The 19231-nt window shown below is 64.4% G+C and carries 19 protein-coding genes; 12 read left to right on the top strand and 7 right to left on the bottom strand.

The window, feature by feature from the left end; genetic code table 11:
- Window positions 1-25 precede the first annotated feature (25 nt).
- The 7 genes from EYE42_RS13270 to EYE42_RS13240 all read right to left on the bottom strand — a co-directional run bounded on the left by EYE42_RS13270 (window position 26) and on the right by EYE42_RS13240 (window position 5942).
- Window positions 26-1363: a pyruvate dehydrogenase complex dihydrolipoamide acetyltransferase gene (locus EYE42_RS13270; protein WP_130991804.1), complete on the bottom strand. Its 1338-nt coding sequence runs from the start codon at window positions 1361-1363 to the stop codon at window positions 26-28.
- A 12-nt stretch (window positions 1364-1375) separates the two neighbouring features.
- Window positions 1376-2746: a pyruvate dehydrogenase complex E1 component subunit beta gene (locus EYE42_RS13265; RefSeq protein WP_130991803.1), complete on the bottom strand. Its 1371-nt coding sequence runs from the start codon at window positions 2744-2746 to the stop codon at window positions 1376-1378.
- 15 nt (window positions 2747-2761) lie between these two features.
- Entirely contained in the window at window positions 2762-3814 is a 1053-nt protein-coding gene (pdhA, locus tag EYE42_RS13260; protein WP_130991802.1) for a pyruvate dehydrogenase (acetyl-transferring) E1 component subunit alpha, read from the bottom strand.
- Between the two features lie 97 nt (window positions 3815-3911).
- Window positions 3912-4205: an FtsB family cell division protein gene (locus EYE42_RS13255; RefSeq protein ID WP_130991801.1), complete on the bottom strand. Its 294-nt coding sequence runs from the start codon at window positions 4203-4205 to the stop codon at window positions 3912-3914.
- Between the two features lie 68 nt (window positions 4206-4273).
- Window positions 4274-5056 carry a 23S rRNA (adenine(2030)-N(6))-methyltransferase RlmJ gene (gene rlmJ / locus EYE42_RS13250; RefSeq protein ID WP_130991800.1) on the bottom strand — a complete coding sequence of 261 codons (783 nt, stop codon included), beginning with the start codon at window positions 5054-5056 and terminating at the stop codon, window positions 4274-4276.
- Window positions 5057-5092: 36 nt separating this feature from the next.
- A complete protein-coding gene (locus EYE42_RS13245) occupies window positions 5093-5311 on the bottom strand; it encodes a hypervirulence associated TUDOR domain-containing protein (protein ID WP_130991799.1) in 219 nt (72 codons plus the stop codon).
- Window positions 5312-5720: 409 nt separating this feature from the next.
- Window positions 5721-5942: a YjiS-like domain-containing protein gene (locus tag EYE42_RS13240; protein WP_246020799.1), complete on the bottom strand. Its 222-nt coding sequence runs from the start codon at window positions 5940-5942 to the stop codon at window positions 5721-5723.
- 346 nt (window positions 5943-6288) lie between these two features.
- Between EYE42_RS13240 and EYE42_RS13235 the strand changes: the two genes are divergently transcribed.
- The 12 genes from EYE42_RS13235 (at window position 6289) to rpsI (ending at window position 18772) form a co-directional block, all read left to right on the top strand.
- On the top strand, window positions 6289-7389 hold the full coding sequence (locus EYE42_RS13235) for an Mrp/NBP35 family ATP-binding protein (protein ID WP_130991798.1): 1101 nt from the start codon (window positions 6289-6291) through the stop codon (window positions 7387-7389).
- Between the two features lie 609 nt (window positions 7390-7998).
- Entirely contained in the window at window positions 7999-8511 is a 513-nt protein-coding gene (locus EYE42_RS13230) for a division/cell wall cluster transcriptional repressor MraZ (protein ID WP_130991797.1), read from the top strand.
- A gap of 3 nt (window positions 8512-8514) precedes the next feature.
- Window positions 8515-9483, top strand: coding sequence for a 16S rRNA (cytosine(1402)-N(4))-methyltransferase RsmH (gene rsmH / locus EYE42_RS13225; protein WP_130991796.1), 969 nt, complete (start codon window positions 8515-8517; stop codon window positions 9481-9483).
- The gene (gene ftsL, locus EYE42_RS13220; protein WP_130991795.1) at window positions 9483-9833 is read left to right on the top strand and encodes a cell division protein FtsL; all 351 of its coding nucleotides are present in this window, start codon (window positions 9483-9485) and stop codon (window positions 9831-9833) included. The genes rsmH and ftsL overlap by 1 nt, the downstream gene beginning before the upstream one ends.
- Window positions 9834-9838: 5 nt before the next feature.
- Window positions 9839-11677: a peptidoglycan D,D-transpeptidase FtsI family protein gene (locus EYE42_RS13215; protein WP_130991794.1), complete on the top strand. Its 1839-nt coding sequence runs from the start codon at window positions 9839-9841 to the stop codon at window positions 11675-11677.
- Window positions 11667-13166: a UDP-N-acetylmuramoyl-L-alanyl-D-glutamate--2,6-diaminopimelate ligase gene (locus EYE42_RS13210; protein WP_165455793.1), complete on the top strand. Its 1500-nt coding sequence runs from the start codon at window positions 11667-11669 to the stop codon at window positions 13164-13166. The genes EYE42_RS13215 and EYE42_RS13210 overlap by 11 nt, the downstream gene beginning before the upstream one ends.
- On the top strand, window positions 13163-14545 hold the full coding sequence (locus EYE42_RS13205) for a UDP-N-acetylmuramoyl-tripeptide--D-alanyl-D-alanine ligase (RefSeq protein WP_130991793.1): 1383 nt from the start codon (window positions 13163-13165) through the stop codon (window positions 14543-14545). The genes EYE42_RS13210 and EYE42_RS13205 overlap by 4 nt, the downstream gene beginning before the upstream one ends.
- A 3-nt stretch (window positions 14546-14548) precedes the next feature.
- Window positions 14549-15631 carry a phospho-N-acetylmuramoyl-pentapeptide-transferase gene (gene mraY / locus EYE42_RS13200; RefSeq protein WP_130991792.1) on the top strand — a complete coding sequence of 361 codons (1083 nt, stop codon included), beginning with the start codon at window positions 14549-14551 and terminating at the stop codon, window positions 15629-15631.
- 73 nt (window positions 15632-15704) lie between these two features.
- Window positions 15705-17108, top strand: coding sequence for a UDP-N-acetylmuramoyl-L-alanine--D-glutamate ligase (gene murD, locus EYE42_RS13195; protein WP_130991791.1), 1404 nt, complete (start codon window positions 15705-15707; stop codon window positions 17106-17108).
- 128 nt (window positions 17109-17236) lie between these two features.
- Window positions 17237-17662 (top strand): PaaI family thioesterase, encoded by a 426-nt coding sequence (locus tag EYE42_RS13190; protein WP_130991790.1) that lies wholly within the window; start codon window positions 17237-17239, stop codon window positions 17660-17662.
- Window positions 17663-17811: 149 nt separating this feature from the next.
- Window positions 17812-18276 carry a 50S ribosomal protein L13 gene (gene rplM, locus EYE42_RS13185; protein ID WP_130991789.1) on the top strand — a complete coding sequence of 155 codons (465 nt, stop codon included), beginning with the start codon at window positions 17812-17814 and terminating at the stop codon, window positions 18274-18276.
- 1 nt (window position 18277) lies between these two features.
- Window positions 18278-18772: a 30S ribosomal protein S9 gene (rpsI, locus tag EYE42_RS13180; protein ID WP_130991788.1), complete on the top strand. Its 495-nt coding sequence runs from the start codon at window positions 18278-18280 to the stop codon at window positions 18770-18772.
- The last annotated feature ends 459 nt before the right edge of the window (window positions 18773-19231 follow it).

Raw genomic sequence — 19231 nt, 5'->3', positions numbered from 1 at the left:
CCCCCTTTTCAGTCTGGATGGCGTTTCAGGCCAGCATCCCCATCGGATTTTCCAGATGGGTGACAATGGCTTCCAGCAGTTGCGCAGCCAGGGCGCCGTCGATGACGCGGTGATCGACCGACAGGGTCATGGACATGACGTTGCGGACGACAACTTCGCCCTTTTCGACCACGGGCGTCTGGATACCCGCGCCGACTGCCAGGATCGCGCCGTGCGGCGGGTTGATGACCGCATCGAAATTCTCGATCCCGAACATGCCCAGATTGCTGATGGCAAAGCTGCCGCCCTGGTATTCGTGGGGGGCCAGTTTCTTTGTCTTGGCGCGGCTGGCCAGATCCTTCATCTCGGCCGACAGGGCCGACAGGGTCTTTTGATGCGCGTCCTTCAGGACCGGGGTGAACAGCCCGCCTTCGATTGCGACAGCCACGGCGACATCGGACGGCTTCAGCTTCAGGATCCGGTCCCCCGCCCAGACGGCATTGGCATCGGGCACCTGCTGCAACGCCAGGGCGCATGCCTTGATGATGAAGTCGTTGACCGACAGTTTCACGCCCCGCGGTTCCAACTGCTTGTTCAGCATGGCGCGGAACTCCATCAGCGCGTCCAGCCAGGCCGAACGGCGCAGATAGAAGTGCGGGATGGTCTGCTTGGCCTCTGACAGTCGCGCGGCGATGGTGCGGCGCATCCCGTCCAACTGCACCTCGGTCGTCTCGCGGTCGGCATACATTTTCAGGACCGCATCGGCCGATGGCGCTTTGGGGGCCTGCGCGGCCGGTGCAGAGGCGACAACGGCAGACGGCGTGGCGGCAGGTGCCGCAGCAGCCTTGGCTGCCCCGGGTTTCACGCCCTCGACATCGGCCTTGACGATCCGGCCGCGCGGGCCGGTGCCGGTGATACCCGACAGGTCGATGTTTTTTTCGGCGGCAATGCGGCGCGCCAGGGGCGAGGCGAAGACCCGGTCGCCATCGGTCCGGGCAGGAGCGGATTTTGCCGTTGCCGCGTCACCCGCGACCGGCGCGCCGGTCGGGCCACCATAGCCCTTTTCCGCAGCGGCCCTGTCTTCGGCTGCCGGGGCGGACCTGGCAGTCACAGGGCTGGATGACGCGGCCGAAGCGTCCTCGCCTTCTTCCAGCAGCACCGCGATGGGGGTGTTGACCTTGACCCCTGCGCTGCCTTCCGCGATCAGGATTTTTCCGATCTTGCCCTCATCGACGGCCTCGAATTCCATCGTGGCCTTGTCGGTCTCGATCTCGGCGATGATGTCGCCGGACTTCACCTCGTCGCCTTCCTTGACCAGCCATTTGGCCAGCGTCCCTTCCTCCATGGTCGGGGACAGCGCGGGCATCAGGATTTCTGTCGGCATGACGCGTTCCCCTCAGCGATAGGTGATTTTTTTCACGGCCTCGACCACCTCGGCCGGGGTGATCAGCGCGTGTTTTTCCAGATTGGCGGCATAAGGCATGGGCACGTCCTTGCCGGTGCAGTTGATCACCGGGGCATCCAGGTAATCGAAGGCGTTTTCCATGATATAGGCCGACAGATGGTTGCCGATCGAGCCCACGGGAAAGCCTTCCTCGACCGTGACGCAGCGGTTGGTCTTTTTCACCGAGTCGATGATGGTGGCATAATCGATCGGGCGCAGGGTGCGCAGGTCGATCACCTCGGCCTCGATCCCGTCCTGGGCCAGCCTGTCGGCGGCTTCCAGCGAATGGGCCATGCCGATGCCAAAGCTGAGGATGGTCACGTCCTTGCCTTGCCGCGCGATGCGGGCCTTGCCGAAGGGGATGGTGAAATCCGGCAGGTCCGGCACTTCGAAGCTGCGGCCATACAGGATTTCGTTTTCCAGGAAGACCACCGGGTTCGGGTCGCGGATCGCCTGCTTCATCAGGCCCTTTGCGTCGGCGGCCGTATAGGGCATCACGACCTTCAGGCCGGGGACCGAGGCATACCAGGCGGCATAATCCTGGCTGTGTTGGGCGGCCACACGGGCGGCGGCGCCGTTCGGGCCACGGAAGACGATGGGACAGCCCATCTGCCCGCCCGACATGTACAGCGTCTTGGCGGCCGAGTTGATGATATGGTCCATCGCCTGCATGGCGAAATTGAAGGTCATGAATTCGACGATGGGACGCAGGCCCGCCAGTGCCGCGCCCGTGCCGATACCGGCAAACCCGATCTCGCTGATGGGGGTATCGACGACGCGGCGGGGGCCGAACTTGTCCAGCAACCCCTGGCTGATCTTGTAGGCGCCCTGGTATTCGCCGACTTCCTCGCCCATCAGGAAGACGGTTTCGTCGCGTTCCATTTCCTCGGCCATGGCCTCGCGCAGCGCCTCGCGCACGGTCATGGTCTTCATCTTGGTGCCGTCGGGCCAGTCCGGGCTGCGGTCGGGCTCGGGCGTCTTGACCTGTTCGACGGCGGACGCGGCAGGCGCTTCGGATTTGGCCTGGGCCGGGGCGGCTGCGGCCTTGGGTGCCTGGGCGGATGCGGCGTCGGGGGATTCGCCTTCCTCGACCAGGACGGCGATGGGGGTGTTCACCTTGACGCCCTGCGATCCTTCGGCAATCAGGATCCTGCCCAGGATGCCTTCATCGACGGCCTCGAATTCCATCGTGGCCTTGTCGGTTTCGATCTCGGCGATGATGTCGCCGGATTTGACCGCGTCGCCTTCCTTTTTCAGCCATTTCGCCAGCGTGCCTTCCTCCATGGTCGGGGACAGGGCGGGCATCAGGATTTCGGTTGCCATTCGTTCAGCCCTCCCTCAGGCGACTTCTTCGGCGCTGCCTTGCGGCAGGTCTTCGGCATAAATGTCGGTCCACAGTTGGTCGAGCGCCGGTTCGGGGCTTTCCTTGGCGAATTCGGCCGAATCGTTCACAATGTCCTTGATCTCCTTGTCGATGGCCTTCAGGTCGTCCTCGGAGGCGTGGCTGCCTTGCAGCAGCAGTTCGCGGACATGTTCGATGGCGTCGCGTTCGTCGCGCATTTTCTGCACCTCCTCGCGCGAGCGGTACTTGGCCGGATCGGACATCGAATGGCCGCGATAGCGATAGGTCATCACCTCGAGGATATAGGGGCCCTTGCCCGCGCGGCAGTGGGCCACGGCCTTTTCGCCCGCCGACTTGACCGCCAGCACGTCCATGCCGTCCACCTGTTCGCCGGGAATCCCGAACGCTTCGCCCCGTCCGAACAACGTGGTCGAGCGGGTGGACCGCTTCATCGAGGTGCCCATGGCATACTGGTTGTTTTCGATCACGAAGATCACCGGCAGCTCCCACAGCACGGCCATGTTGTAGGTTTCATAGACCTGACCCTGGTTGGCCGCGCCATCGCCGAAATAGGCGAAAGTCACATTGTCATTGCCCAGATACTTGTCGGCAAACGCAAGCCCCGCGCCCAGCGGCACCTGCGCCGCGACGATGCCGTGGCCGCCATAAAAATGCTTTTCGCGGCTGAACATGTGCATCGAGCCGCCCTTGCCCTTGGAGTATCCCCCCTCGCGGCCGGTCAATTCGGCCATCACGCCACGCGCGGACATGCCGCAGGCCAGCATGTGACCATGATCGCGATAGCTGGTAATGCGCTTGTCGCCCTCTTTCGCGGCGGCTTCGAGTCCCACAACCACGGCCTCTTGACCGATATACAGATGGCAGAACCCGCCGATCAGGCCCATGCCGTAAAGCTGTCCCGCTTTTTCCTCGAACCTGCGAATCAGCAGCATGTCACGGTAATATTGCAGCAATTCGTCCCGGGACACGTTCGGCGATGGGCTGGGGGACTTGCCTTCGGCTGCGGCGGGGGCAGGCTTTCTGGCCATGCGGGGCTCCTCCTGATAGCGCGGATCGAATAGTTCAGCGTTAAACTATCCGTAGCCCATCATTTTGGAGCGTGCAATCCGCGAACGCCGCCGGGCGTCAGCGCAGGATCACCTCGTCTGGCCGGACCATGCCCAGCACCTGGCGGACGCGTTCGTCCAGCAGGTCGAGGTCCAGATATTCGTCCGACATCCGCCGGGTCAGGTTTTCCATTCCCTGCACCTCGGTGCGCAGGCGGTCGCGTTCCGCTGCAAGGTCCGTTATTTCAGCCTCGAGCTGGATACGGCGCAGGATGCCCGATGGCCCCTGAACGGCGGCAAAGGCGAAATAAAGCCCCAGGGCAACAGCCAGGGCCAGAAGCACGGTGGCGCTGATGGACAGGCGTTGCGACATCGGAAAACCGTTAGCGATGGGTTCACAGGGGATCATGGCACAGGGGGGCCGGACAGGGGAATACCTGTTCAGCCTGCGTGACGGCGAAAGATGCCTTCTATCCGGTCTGCTTCCTCGGCAAGGCCGAAGGGGGCGTTCAGTATCCACAGGCCCGACCCGATCATGAAATGGCCCGGGCGGGCCGGGGCAAAGGCTACCTCGGACTGCAGGGCATCGGGATGGACAGCCCTCAGCAGGTCAAGCATCGCACGGTGTCGGCCGTCGGTCAGGACCGGATACCACAGGACAATCACCCCGACGTTCCATTTCCGCGCGATCAGGCCGATCTGCCGGGGGATGGCGGCATAGTCCGTCTTTACCTCATAGCTGGGATCGATCAGCATCAGGCCACGGCGGGGCGTGGGTGGGCAGAGGGCCTGGGCCATCTGGAACCCGTCCTGGCGGTGCAGCGTGGCGAAACCTGCCACGGCTGACAGCGCATCATGTTCGGCAGGATGGAGTTCTGCCAGATGAGCCGAGTCGCCGGGCCGCAGGAAATGCGCAGCGACCAGTGGCGAACCAGGATAAGCGAAAGGGCCATGATGGCGACGGATGGCGTGCAGGGCCGACAGGAACGAGTGGTCGGGTGAAAACCATCCTTCGGCCAGGGCACGGATGATGCCGGCCTGCGCTTCGCCCGTTCTTGTGGCCTCGGCTCCATCCAGGCGATAGAGTCCCCGCCCGGCATGGGTTTCCAGATAGGAAAGGGGCTTGTCCTTGCGGGTCAGGTAAGCCAGCGCATTTGCCAGAATGGCGTGCTTGTGCAGGTCGGCCAGGTTTCCGGCATGATACGCGTGCTGATAGCTGAGCATACCCTGCAATAGCCCAGAATGAGGACCGGAAAAAGATCAGGTCGGCTTGCGCAGTTCCGAATAGCCTTTCAGAACACGGTCGCCATCGTCCTGTTCAATCAGATAGGCCGGGTTTTCGTCCGAGGCATCGCGCTTGACCTTGGCGCCCTTGATGGTGCGTTCCACAGGCTCGGTAAAGGATTCGGCCACCTTGCCGGTGGCAGTTCCCTTGCCCCAGTCCCATTCGACCTTTGATCCGATGCGATATTTCGTCATGGCGATGCCGTGCTCCACATGGCCCCAAACGTCGCACGCATCATGCGGTTCCCTCGCAATGGGGTGCGGCAGCACCCAGGGAGGAGGAGGGGTGCTGCCGCATGACGCTGGCCCGAGGGAGGAGGGAGGGCCGCGTATGGATGCGGCAAGGCCCTAGGGAGGAGGAGAGGCCGTTGCCGCCAACGAGCGGACCCAGGGAGGAGGGAGGGGTCCGTCGTATCGGGATGCCGCGGAACGGGGCGGCTATGTATCTTGTGCGGCGACCCCGAAGGGAGGAGCAGGGTCGCCGCCTGCAACGCAAACCCTTGGGAGGAGGAAGGGTTTCGCGCTGTCTTGTGCGGCATCCTCTGGGAGGAAAGGATGATGCCGCAGATCCTGCCCCCGGGAGGAGGGGGCGGGATATTCCTTGTTACCGTGTGCCCCAAGCCGCTTCATGGGCCAGACGGCCGATCATGGCGCGGTCGATGCCCAGATCGTGCAGATCACGGGTGGTCAGGGCATTCAGTTCGCGCAGGGTCTGGCGATAGATCGCCCGGCGAGCGCGGTTTTCCTGCATGCGCTGGATCGCTGCCGTCAGCCGACCGGCGAACCCGAGGGCTGCAGCGTCGTGGGCCTGTGCGATAACAGCCATGATGTATTCCTTTCAGCGTATCTTCGGTCTTGCCTAGGTGCCGTTCCCGGATTGGCCCGGCGCCTTTCGATGAACCAAAGATGGCCTTTATGCTGCGCCTGCACAATGAATGCTTTGGGAATGCTGCCATGCAGCAATCGCATGACTGACTGATTAACCCGTTAAGAAAGATGAACGAAATCTGACGGTTTTGTGATAAAGCTATGCATGTTAGCGATCACGCGGCGCTGCAAAACCGGGCGATGTGCAGTCTTGGCCATCGTCGTGCTGGCCTTTGAGGCAGATGGTTGATGATCGGGCGCTGGTAGACCATGTATGCCCGATAGTTCCAGCCAGAGGTCTCAACATGTCCGTTAACCGTGAAGCTGCCTTAAGGGAAATCTCGGACATCGTCCTGCCGGACGGGCGGACCTTGGGTCAGGCCGACATCGTGCGCGCCTTTGTGGTCGATGGTGACACGATTCGGTTTGTTCTGGAGGTCGCGGACGCCTCTGTCGCCCGGACCCTCGGCCCGACCGAGGCCGAGGCCCGGCGGCGTCTGCAGGCCATGGCCGGGGTGGGCAACGTCCAGATCGTGATGACGGCACCGGCAGGGCCGGCCCCCCGCCCGCAGGGCGAGCCTGTGCGAAGCTCGGGTGCTGCGCCATCGCTGCAAATAGGGCGTCATCCGACGGCACAGGCCGGACCCCAGCCAATTCCCGGCATACGCAGCATCGTGGCCATCGGATCTGGCAAGGGAGGCGTGGGCAAATCGACCGTCACCTCCAATCTGGCGGTGGCGCTGGCACGGGCGGGGCGGCGCGTGGGCTTGCTGGATGCGGATATCTATGGTCCTTCGCAGCCCCGGATGATGGGCGTATCGGGCCGCCCGGCCAGCCCTGACGGACAGCGGATCGAGCCGCTTCATGCCCATGGGGTGACGATCATGTCCCTTGGCCTGATGCTGAAGGAGGGGGAATCCGTCGTTTGGCGTGGGCCGATGCTGATGGGGGCCATGCAGCAGATGCTGCAACAGGTGAACTGGGGCGAACTGGATGTGCTGCTGATCGACCTGCCTCCCGGCACCGGTGATGTGCAACTGAGCCTGTGCCAGAAGGCCGCCGTATCCGGGGCGGTCATCGTGTCCACGCCGCAGGACGTGGCGCTGCTGGATGCGCGCCGCGCTATCGACATGTTCAACAAGCTCAAGACCCCTGTCCTGGGTCTGGTGGAAAACATGTCCTCGTACGTTTGTCCGAATTGTGGCCATGAAGCGCATCTGTTTGGCCATGGCGGCGTGGCAGCCGAAGCGGAACGGCGGGACCTACCGTTTCTGGGATCCTTGCCGCTGGAACTGGAAGTGCGTCTTGCCGGTGATTCGGGGCGTCCCGTCTCGTTGGGAGAGGGGCCGACGGCTCAGGCCTATGCACGGCTGGCGGAACGATTGATTCGCGATGGGGTTGCCTGACGCTGGTCGGGCATGGGAAAGAACGGGAACATCGGGGCTGCGACCCCCTGACGCAGTAATCCCGGTGCATACCGGCGCTGTGAGAAACTGTGAAACCCCTCTCTAGGCCGGGATTTCTGTGGATAAATGGCAACAGGTTCGCGGGCATTCTGGTGTTGCGCGGGGTTCTGCCGAAATCATGCAACAAAAATTAAGTCGCTAGATTCTAGGCGATTTATTTTCTTGCAACCTTAGGGATAGTGGATTTTTCCGATTCGGTAGAAGGGTTTGGGGCCGGGATCTGCAAACTTGTTCGCCGTTTGGCTTCACGAATGGGCGAAGAATACCGTTGCTTCCCGTGAATTCCCATGCCAGAACCGGATCACGAAGACGGGCAGTAAAGGGGCAACAAAGACCCCGCGGGCGAGCAGGCTTTCATACAGGCATCCGTTTTCCAAATAAGGCGTCCGCACGTGCGAGCAACACCTCCCCCAGGTGGCGCGTGACAGGGCGAGACCCCGGCAAGGGGCCCAAACGTGGGAACGAGGGCGGCGGATCGGGCAGTGGCAGCAGCCCGATCCGCCCTTTCTCTTTCGGGCGGGCGGAAGATGGCAGTGAGGCAGGCCCAGGGTGGCGCGGAAGTTCAGAGGCACTGAATCCGTCAAGGTCGATGGCAAGGGTCGAATGTCGATCCCGGCCCGGCTGCGTCGCGTGTTCGATGCCGGCGATCCCGCCTTTGCCACCGCGAACACAGGGCGCACGCAGCTTGTCGCCGTCTATGGTCCCGACTGGTGGAACTGGATCGAGCTTTACACCATCGAAGCCATCGAAGAGATCGACGAGCAGATCGACAAGTTGACGCGCGGTTCGCCGCAGCGGCGGTGGCTGGAAATGCTGATGAACGGCCAGTCCACCGATCTGGAGATCGACCGCGAGGGGCGGCTCGTCCTGCCGCAGAAGCTGCGCGAGAAGCTGGGTTTCACCGAAGGCGCGGAAACCATCTTCGAATCGCGCGGCGACTATATCCAGGTCTATCACCCCGACACGCGTCCCAAGGATGTCGCCGCGCTGGAGGACTTTACCGCCCAGCATGGCGCCGAGTTCGACCCGCGGTCCTTCCTCGATCAGGTGGACGAGGGCTGAGCCATGGCCGAACCGCATGTTCCCGTGCTGCTGGCTCCGCTGCTGCGGGCGGTGGCGCCCGTCGAGGGCGCCTGGCTGGACGGCACCTTCGGGGCCGGAGGCTATGCCCGTGGATTGCTGGCAGCGGGCGCCGATCCGGTGATCGGCGTGGACCGCGACCCGCTGGTCTTCGACATGGCTGCCGGCTGGGCTGCGGAATACGGCGACAGGCTGCGTCTTGTGCGCGGGACATTCTCGGAGCTGGATAGGCTTGCGGGGCAGCCGCTGGACGGCGTGGTGCTGGATCTGGGCGTCAGTTCCATGCAGTTGGACCAGGCCGAGCGGGGATTTTCCTTTCTGCGCGACGGGCCCCTGGACATGCGGATGGGTCAGGACGGATCTTCGGCCGCCGAACTGCTGAACACGGCCGAGGAATCGGTCATTGCCGACGTTCTGTATCACTATGGCGAGGAGCGCGCCGCCCGCCGGATCGCCCGCGCCATTCTGGCCGCCCGTCCGCTGGGTCGCACATCGGAACTGGCCGAGGTCGTCTCCGCCTGCCTGCCGCGCCCCAAGCCGGGCCAGAGCCATCCCGCCACGCGCAGCTTTCAGGCGATCCGTATCTGGGTGAACGACGAATTCGGCCAGTTGGTGCAGGCCCTGTCGGCGGCCGAGCGCGCGTTGAAGCCGGGCGGCAAGCTGGCGGTGGTCAGCTTTCATTCGCTGGAAGACCGGATCGTGAAACGCTTCATGCAGGCCCGGTCGAACAGCGCAGGTGGGGGCAGCCGCCATGCCCCCGTGCAGGGCACGACGCCACCGGCCTTTACCCTGCCGTTCCGCCGCGCCATCGGTCCCGACCCCGAGGAGGAGGCCGCAAACCCTCGTGCCCGGTCCGCCCTGCTGCGCGTGGCGATCCGCACCGATGTGCCCGCCGGGACGGTGGACGCCGAAGCCCTGGCCATGCCGCGCCTGTCTGCGAAAGGGGGCCGCTGATGCGCCCGCTGACCTATCTGGCCTGCACTCTGGTGGTGATGGCATTGGCCTTCTGGGCCTATCGCGAGAATTACCGCACCCAGGCCGTTATCGGAGAGATGAACCAGATCCAGCGCGATATCGCCCGCCTGCGCGAGGAACTGGGCATCTTGCGCGCGGAATGGGCCTATCTGAACCGACCCGAGCGGCTGCGCGAACTGGTTGATCTGAATTTCGACCGGCTGCAATTGGTCCCGCGCGAAGGCGGACAAGTCGTTGATCTGAACCATATCGATTATCCCCGACCCCCCGCGCCGCCGCCGCCTGCCGATCCGGCCGGCGAACCCGGCGACGCCGCCCCGCAGGAGTGACCGTCATGACCCGCATCCCCTTGCGCCCGCTCGCCCGCCTCCTTCGCACCCATGATCGCGGCGAGAATCCTGACGAGACCGAGGCCGAGAACCGCCGCCTGCGGCACGAGGCCATGCAGGACAAGGCCCGCCGCCGGGCCGAGGGACGTCTGGCGCTGATGGCGTGTCTGTTCGTGCTGGGGTTCGGCGTGGTAGGGCTGCGGATGGGCGCCTTGGCCTCGACCGATCCCGTCGAGCCGCAGAGCGGGATCATGTCGGCCCAGATCGCATCGCAGCGCGCGGACATTACCGACCGGCAGGGCCGCGTCCTTGCCACGAATCTGTTAACCCATTCCCTGTATGCCCATCCCCATCAGATGGTCGATCCGGTGGGCGCGGCCGAGGGCCTTGCGCGGATCTTTCCCGATCTGGATGGCGACAAGCTGCTGCGCGATTTCACCGGCAGCCGCAAGTTCATGTGGATCAAGCGCAAGATGTCGCCCGAACAGATGCAGGCTGTCCACGATCTGGGCGAGCCCGGCCTGCTGTTCGGCCCGCGCGAGATGCGTGTCTATCCCAACGGTCGTGTCGCAAGCCATATCCTGGGCGGATCGGGTTTTGGCAACGAAGGCGTCAGCAGCGCCGAGGTTCTGGGCGTGGCGGGGGTCGAGAAAGCCTTTGACGGCTGGCTGCGCGACCCGGCCAATGCAGGCGCCCCGCTGCAACTGTCCATCGACCTGGGCGTGCAGGCGGCGATGGAGGAGGTTCTGGCCTCGGGCATGGAGGTGATGAATGCCAAGGGCTCTACCGGCATCCTGATGGAGATCGCCACGGGCGAGATCCTGGCGATGGCCAGCCTGCCCGATTTCGACCCGAACGACCGCCCGCGTCCGCTGCTGAAGGGCGATCCGTCCGACAGCCCGCTGTTCAACCGCGCGGTGCAGGGGCAGTATGAACTGGGATCGACCTTCAAGATCTTTCCGGTGGCGCAGGCACTCGACTTGCAGATCATCAACCCCAACAGCGGCATCAACACCACCACGCCGATGCGGATCGGCAAGTACCGCATCAACGATTTCTCGAATTACGGTCCGCAACTGTCGGCAACGGACGTGATCGTCAAGTCGTCCAACGTCGGCACGGTGCGCATCGCGCAGATGATCGGCGTGGACAAGCAAAAGGACTTTCTGGACAAGCTGGGCTTCTTCGATCCCCTGCCCCTCGAGATGGTCGAGGCACCGACCGGCAAGCCGCTGGTGCCCCCCCGCTGGCCTGCCGTGACCGCTGCCACCGTGTCCTTTGGCCACGGCCTTGCGGCAAGCCCGCTGCACCTGGCGGCGGCCTATGCCACCATCGCCAATGGCGGTCGCAAGGTCACGCCGACGCTGATCCATGGGCGCACCCGCCCGGAAGGCGAGCAGGTCTTGTCACCCCGGGCTGCAGCCCGTGCGGTGGACATGCTGCGGCAGGTCGTGACGCGCGGCACCGCCAAGCAGGCCGAGGTCGAGGGTTACGAGGTCGCAGGCAAGACCGGCACCGCCGACAAGCCGCGTCCCTCGGGCGGGTACTACGACAACAAGGTCGTCTCGACCTTTGCATCGGTCTTTCCTGCCAGCGCGCCGAAATACGTCATGATCGTGACCCTGGACGAACCCTCTGTTACCGGTCCCGGCGGGGAAAGCCGCACCGCGGGCGCCACCGCGGCGCCCGTCGCCTCGGCCATCATCCGCCGTCTGGCACCGCTGGTGGGTCTTGAGCCGGTGACAGGCGAGACACTGCCGGTCATCACTCCTCGTTTTCAACCCCGTGTTGAACCGCCCGCAGACGATGGGATAGAGCGGGTCGCACAAACCAATGATGGGTGAAACGGTGGGGCAGGGGACGAAAACGCTGTCGCAGTTGGGGCTGCGGGCAAGGGATGGGCGCGACCTGGACGTCACGGGACTGTCACTGGACAGCCGCACGGTGAAACCCGGACACCTGTTCGCCGCCCTGCCCGGATCGGCGGTCCACGGGGCCGAGTTCATTCCCTATGCCCTGCGGATGGGGGCGATTGCCGTCCTGACCGACCGCGCGGGGGCCGAGATGGCGGCAAGCGCCTTGTCGGGATGGGACGGGGCGGTCGTGGTGGCCGAGGACGCACGCGCAGCCCTGGCAGGCGCCGCCGCCCTGTGGTTCGAGGCCCAGCCCGAGCATGTCGTGGCCGTCACCGGAACATCGGGCAAGACCAGCGTCGCCAGCTTTACCCGCCAGATCTGGCAGCATCTTGGCCGCAAGGCGATCAGCCTGGGGACCATGGGGGTGCAGGGCGATTACCAAGCCAAGCTTGCCCATACCACGCCCGACCCCCTGACGCTGCACCGCATCCTGTCCGAGGCGGCAGCCGCCGGCGTCACCCATGCCGCGATGGAGGCATCGAGCCACGGTCTGGATCAGCGCCGCCTGGACGGCGTGCGGGTCGAGGCCGGGGCCTTTACCAACTTCAGCCAGGACCATCTGGACTATCACGCAGGCTTTGACGAATATTTCGCGGCCAAGGCGCTGTTGTTCAACCATATCCTGGAGGACGGCGCGGCGGCCGTCATCAACATCGACGGCGACCGGGGCCGCCAGATGCTGGACATCGCCAGTGATCGCGGGCTTGCCGTGACGACCGTCGGCATCACCGATAACGCCATGCTGCGAATCCTTGGGCAACGCTATGATGCAACCGGTCAGGATCTGCGGTTTTCGCTGATGGGCCAGCCGCATATGGTGCGCCTGCCGCTGATTGGCGGGTTCCAGGCGGAAAACGTTCTGGCCGCCGTGGGGCTGGCGCTGGCGGCGGGCGATTCCGCCGATGCCGTCCTGCGCGCGCTGCCCGAATTGCACACCGTTCGCGGACGGATGCAACTGGTCGCACAGCGGGAAAACGGCGCGACGGTCTTTGTCGATTACGCCCACAAGCCCGGCGCGGTCGTGGCGGCGCTGCAATCGCTGCGCCCGCATGTGATGGGCCGCATCGTCTGCGTGATCGGGGCGGGCGGCGACCGCGACCGGGGCAAGCGCCCCCTGATGGGCGAGGCCGCGCGTCAGTTTGCGGATGTGGTGATCGTTACTGACGACAACCCCAGGACCGAGGATCCCGCCGCGATCCGCGCCGCCGTGGTGGAGGGCGCCGGCCCCGAGGCAACCGAGGTCGCCGACCGGGCCGAGGCGATCCTGCGCGGCGTCGATGCGCTGGTGCCGGGCGATGCGCTGCTGATCTGCGGCAAGGGGCACGAAACCGGCCAGATCATCGGCAATGACGTCTATCCCTTCGACGATGCCGAACAGGCATCCGTCGCGGTTGCGGCGCTGGACGGCAAGATATGAGCCTGTGGACAGCCAACGAGGCCGCGGCCGCGACGGGCGGCAGGACGCAGGGCGACTGGGAGGCCGAGGGCGTGTCCATCGACACCCGCACCCTCCGGCCGGGCGATCTGTTCGTGGCGCTTGCCGATGTTCGGGACGGGCATGATTTTGTGGGGCAGGCGCTGGAGAGGGGCGCGGCTGCGGCCCTGGTCAGCCGGATCCCCGACGGCGTCGATCCGTCCGCGCCGCTGCTGATCGTCCCCGATGTGCTGGCCGCGCTGGAATCGCTGGGTCGCGCGGGCCGGGCGCGCATGGCGGGCCGGGTCATTGCCATCACCGGGTCGGTGGGCAAGACCTCGACCAAGGAGATGGCGCGTGTGGCGCTGACGGGGCAGGGGCGTATCCACGCGGCCGAGGCCAGCTATAACAACCACTGGGGCGTGCCCCTCACCTTGGCGCGGATGCCTGCCGATACCGACTTCGCGATCGTCGAGATCGGCATGAACCATCCGGGCGAAATCGCGCCCCTGTCGCGGCTGGCCCGCCCGCATGTCGCGATGATTACCACGGTTGCCGCCGCGCATCTGGAGGCGTTCGGTGCCATCGAAGGGATCGCCCGCGAAAAGGGCTCGATCTTCGAAGGGCTTGAAGCCGTCGGCCATGCCATCATCCCCGAGGATCTGGCGGTGACGCAAATCCTGCGCGACTGCGCCGATGCGGCCGGTGCCTTGGTGGTGGGCTTTGGCCGCGACGGTCAGGCAAAGCTGGTCCAGGCCAAATCCGAAGACGGCACCCTCCCGTGCCGCGCCAGGATCGGTGGCGACACGGTGGATTTTACCTTGCAGACCACCGGCGCCCATTTCGCGATGAACGCCGTCGGCGTTCTGGCGGCGCTTGCCGCCGCCGGAGCCGATGTCAAGGACGCCGGAAAGCGTCTGGGCGACTGGTTGCCGCCCAAAGGACGCGGAGCGGTCGAGAATCTGGGGGGCATCCGCCTGATCGATGACGCCTATAACGCCAATCCGACCTCGCTGTCGGCCGGACTTGCCACGCTGGCCGGTCTGCAAGGCGGGCGGCGGATCGCGATCCTGGGCGACATGCTGGAACTGGGCGCGGACGAGGAAGCCCTGCATCGCGCCATGGCAGAGGATCCCGCGATGGAACAGGTCGATCTGGTCCACAGCGCCGGACCGCGGATGCGCCATCTGCACGATGCCCTGCCGCCCGCCAGGCGCGGGATCTGGGCCGAAACCGCAGCGGGCCTTGCCAGCCGACTGGATGACTTGGTGGCGCCCGGCGATATCGTTCTGGTCAAGGGCTCCAAATCATCGAAAATCTCGACCGTCGTTGACGCCCTGCGGAAATCGGCGCAGACGCCCGCATTCCAACCGAAAGAATAACCGATGCTTTATTGGCTGAGCGGCCTTTCCGAAGGGGGCGACCTTTTCAACCTGTTTCGTTATATCACCTTCCGGGCGGGGGCTGCGTTCTTCACGGCGCTGGTCTTCGGCTTCATTTTCGGTCGCCCGCTGATCAACTATCTGCGCCGCGTCCAGAAAAAGGGCCAGCCGATCCGCGACGACGGCCCCCAGGGCCATTTCGTCAAGGCCGGCACGCCGACGATGGGCGGCATTCTGATTTTGGCGGCGCTGTTCTTCTCGACCATGCTCTGGGCGCGGCTGGACAACGGCTATGTCTGGATCGTCTTGCTGGTCACGGCGGGCTATGCCGCGATCGGGTTCGCCGACGACTATGCCAAGGTCAGCAAGCAGAACACCAAGGGCGTCTCGGGCCGGGTGCGGATGGCCCTGGGTCTTGCCTTGGCGCTGATCGCGGCGGGCTGGGCCATGTGGCTGCATCCGGCGGGGCTGAGCGGTCAACTGGCTCTGCCGGTGTTCAAGGACGTGCTGGTCAATCTCTGGCTGCTGTTCATTCCCTTCGGGATGCTGGTGATCGTAGGTTCGGCCAACGCAGTCAACCTGACCGACGGGCTGGACGGGCTGGCGATCATGCCGGTGATGATCGCCGCCGGAACGCTGGGCGTCATCGCCTATACCGTGGGCCGGGTGGATTTCACCGATTATCTGGGCGTCCATCATGTTCCCGGCACGGGCGAGATCCTGATCTTCGTCGCGGCCCTGATCGGCGGCGGCCTGGGCTTCCTGTGGTACAATGCCCCGCCGGCGGCCGTATTCATGGGCGATACCGGATCGCTGGCGCTGGGTGGCGCGCTGGGTGCCATCGCCGTTGTTACCAAGCACGAGATCGTGCTGGCCATTGTCGGCGGGTTGTTCGTGGTCGAGGCGCTGTCGGTCATCATCCAGGTCGCCTATTTCAAGCGCACCGGACGGCGCGTCTTTCTGATGGCCCCCATTCACCACCATTTCGAGAAAAAGGGCTGGGGCGAGGCGCAGATCGTGATCCGGTTCTGGATCATCGCGCTGGTGCTGGCGCTGATCGGGCTTGCAACCCTCAAGCTGCGCTGATCTTCATCTTGGCGAAATATCCTCGAGGGGGTCGGGGGCGGAAGGATCCCGGCTTGGTTGAAAGGTTGCGCACATGATCCCTGTCCAAGGAGTCGAAGGGCAAACCGTCGCCGTTCTCGGCCTCGGCCGTTCCGGCAGGGCGACCGCTGCCGCCCTGGTGGCGGGCGGCGCGCGTGTTATTGCCTGGGACGACGGCAACGATACGCGCGACGCCGCTGCGGCCGATGGCCTGACCATTGCGGACCTGACCCGCGACGATGCCTGGGCGGGCGTGGCCGCGCTGATCGTCAGCCCCGGCATCCCGCATCTGTATCCCAAACCGCATCCAGTGATCGCCAAGGCTTACGGAATGGGCATCCCGGTGGACAACGACATCGGCCTGTTCTTTCGCAGCTATGCGACCGAGGATTGGGAGGGGTTCGACCGCGCCCCCCGCGTGATCGCGGTCACCGGGTCGAACGGCAAATCCACGACCACCGCGCTGATCCACCACATCCTGACCGAAGCCGGCCGCCCCACGCAGGTAGGTGGCAACATCGGCACGGGCGTCCTGTCGCTGGAACCGGCGATCGACGGAGAGGTCGTGGTGCTGGAACTGTCCAGCTATCAGACCGAACTTGCCCGCGCCCTGACGCCCGATGTCGCGGTCTTCACCAACCTGTCGCCCGACCACCTGGATCGCCACGGCGGTCCCGGCGGATACTTCGCGGCCAAGCGCCGGCTGTTTGCCGAAGGCGGGCCGGACCGTGCGGTGATCGGCGTTGACGAAATCGAAGGGCTGTATCTGGCCGACCAGTTGTCGATGGGCCCGGCCGACGACCGGGTGATCCGGGTCTCGGCGGGGCAAAAGCTTGATGGTGCGGCGTGGTCGGTCTTTGCGCGCAAGGGGTATCTGGCCGAATACCGCAAGGGACGGCAGGCTGCGTCCATCGACCTTCGCGACATCAAGGGCCTTCCCGGCGCCCACAACCACCAGAACGCCTGTGCCGCCTATGCCGCCTGCCGCGCCGTGGGCCTGGCGCCGCGCGACATCGAGGCCGCGTTCCACAGTTTCGCGGGCCTGCCGCATCGCAGCCAGACGGTCGCGGATATCGACGGTGTCCGTTACGTCAATGATTCCAAGGCAACCAATGTCGACGCCGCCGCCAAGGCGCTTCAGGCCTTCGACCGCATCCGCTGGATTGCCGGGGGGCTTGGCAAGGACGGGGGGATCGGTGCCCTGGCGCCTTATCTGGGCCGCGTTGCCAAAGCCTATCTGATCGGCCATTCTGCCCGCGATTTCGCATTGGAAATCGGCCAGACCCCCCACGAGATCGCCGAAACGATGGACGCCGCCGTCGCCCGCGCCGCTGCCGAGGCACAGCCAGGCGACACCGTGCTGCTGGCGCCTGCTGCCGCCAGCTTTGACCAGTATCCGAACTTTGAAAAGCGCGGCGAGCATTTTACCGCATTGGTGAAGGCCTTGGCTTCACGCTGAACGTCCGGAACCTTCCGGAGGATATTTTCCGCCGAAACGAACGATCACGGCCACGGGGTATGGCGGCCGCTACTTGAACTCTTGGTGTTTTACCGAAAGCCTCAAGGGGGAACGAGAGAGGGGAAAGTATGGAAATCCTGATGGATGCCGACAGGCTTAACGCTTTTCTGGCAACAGATTTTCCGCAGGTGGCTGACGGATGCAGCATTCGGTCTGTGGCCCCTGACAAGCTGGTCGCCCTGTTGCAGATCGGTGATCAGCACCTGCGCCCCGGCGGCACCGTCAGCGGCCCTTCCATCTTTGCGCTGGCGGATGTGGCAATCTACTGCGCAATCCTGTCGCGGATCGGGCCAGTTGCGCTGGCGGTGACAATCAATGCCTCGATCGATTTCATGCGCAAGCCCGCTGCAGGCCGGAATCTTCTGGCCGAATGCCGGATTCTCAAGCTGGGACGCAGCCTTGCGGTTGCCGAGGCGATGATCTTCTCGGAAGGATCGGCTGAAGGGGTGGCCCGCTGTTCGATGACCTATTCGATTCCCCCAAAGCGCCAATAAAACAGCACCCTTCAATTGGGTATTAAAATACCTAAATATTAAGTTCATGTTTTATTGTGGAATAATGACTTCTTCTGTGCTTGACGGAGCAGGCGCAATCGCAGATACACCGCCATCTCGGATTTTGACGACCCTGGAAGGGACGAAAGATGAAAACCTATACCGCGAAACCGGCGGAGATCGAGAAGAAGTGGATCCTGATTGATGCCGAAGGCGTCGTTCTGGGCCGCCTCGCCACGATCGTCGCCAATCGCCTGCGCGGCAAGCACAAGCCGACCTTCACCCCCCACATGGACATGGGTGACAATGTCATCATCATCAACGCCGACAAGGTGCAGATGACCGGCAACAAGCGCGATGACAAGAAATACTACTGGCACACCGGCCACCCCGGCGGCATCAAGCACCGCACCGCACGCCAGATTCTGGAAGGCGCTCACCCCGAGCGCGTGGTGGTCAAGGCCGTCGAGCGCATGATCAGCCGCAACAAGCTGGGCAAGCAGCAGATGACCCATCTGCGCGTCTATACGGGCTCGGATCATCCGCACGAGGCGCAGCAGCCCGAAGTTCTGGACGTCAAGGTCCTGAACCCCAAGAACACCCGGAGCGCGTAATATGGCCGAAGACATCAAAAGCCTCGACGATCTGAAATCCGTCGTGTCGGGCGCGGCTGCCGCTGCCCCGGCCGAAGCCCCCATCCGCCGCGAATCGCAGCGCGACCAGCATGGCCGTTCCTATGCGACCGGCAAACGCAAGGACGCCGTTGCCCGGGTCTGGGTCAAGCCCGGTTCCGGCAAGGTGGTGGTGAACGGCAAGGATATCGCAGAGTATTTCGCGCGCCCGGTGCTGCAAATGATTCTGCGCCAGCCCTTCGACGTTGCTGGGGTGGCGGGTCAGTATGACGTGCAGGCCACCGTCAAGGGAGGCGGGCTGTCGGGCCAGGCGGGCGCCGTAAAGCACGGCATCAGCCAGGCGCTGCAGTTGCACGAACCGTCCCTGCGCGCGGCGCTGAAGGCGGCCGGTTTCCTGACCCGCGACTCTCGCGTGGTGGAGCGGAAGAAGTACGGCAAGGCCAAGGCGCGCCGCAGCTTCCAGTTCTCGAAGCGCTGATCCCGGCAAAACGGCCTATCGACCAGGCGCGACCCGCAAGGGCCGCGCCTGTTTCGTTTCCTGACTGCCATGGGATCGTCATCTGCGTGTCATCGGGTAGGAGGAGACTGCTCAACAGAATGGCTTGGGGTGATTCCGCGGGCAAAGCACAGGGCAGACGAGGTTATCTGGACAGAATCACGGCGCGATCAGGGCTGAGATTCGTCTGGGTGCCGGCACCAAGCCGGCCTGATGCCATCGAACCGGGCATTCCCGGTGAGAAAATTTTCCTTTAGAGATATTGGGTTACAGGAAAAATTGCGCAGTCGCTAATTTTTCGGCTTGCGGCTTCGATCTCGTCTCCGTAAATACCGCTTCACCGAAGGCGGGAACGTTGTCGGGACGGGGGGACGGGCTTGATGGCCTGGGTTTCCTGGGAAAATTCTGGGAATGACTGACCGGACGGTGCGTCGTGAGAGT

Origin of the sequence: Paracoccus subflavus (genome assembly GCF_004310345.1) — a bacterium.
Lineage (GTDB): Bacteria > Pseudomonadota > Alphaproteobacteria > Rhodobacterales > Rhodobacteraceae > Paracoccus > Paracoccus subflavus.
Note: the sequence above shows the minus strand (reverse complement) of the source record. Positions and strands in the feature narration are given on the sequence as shown.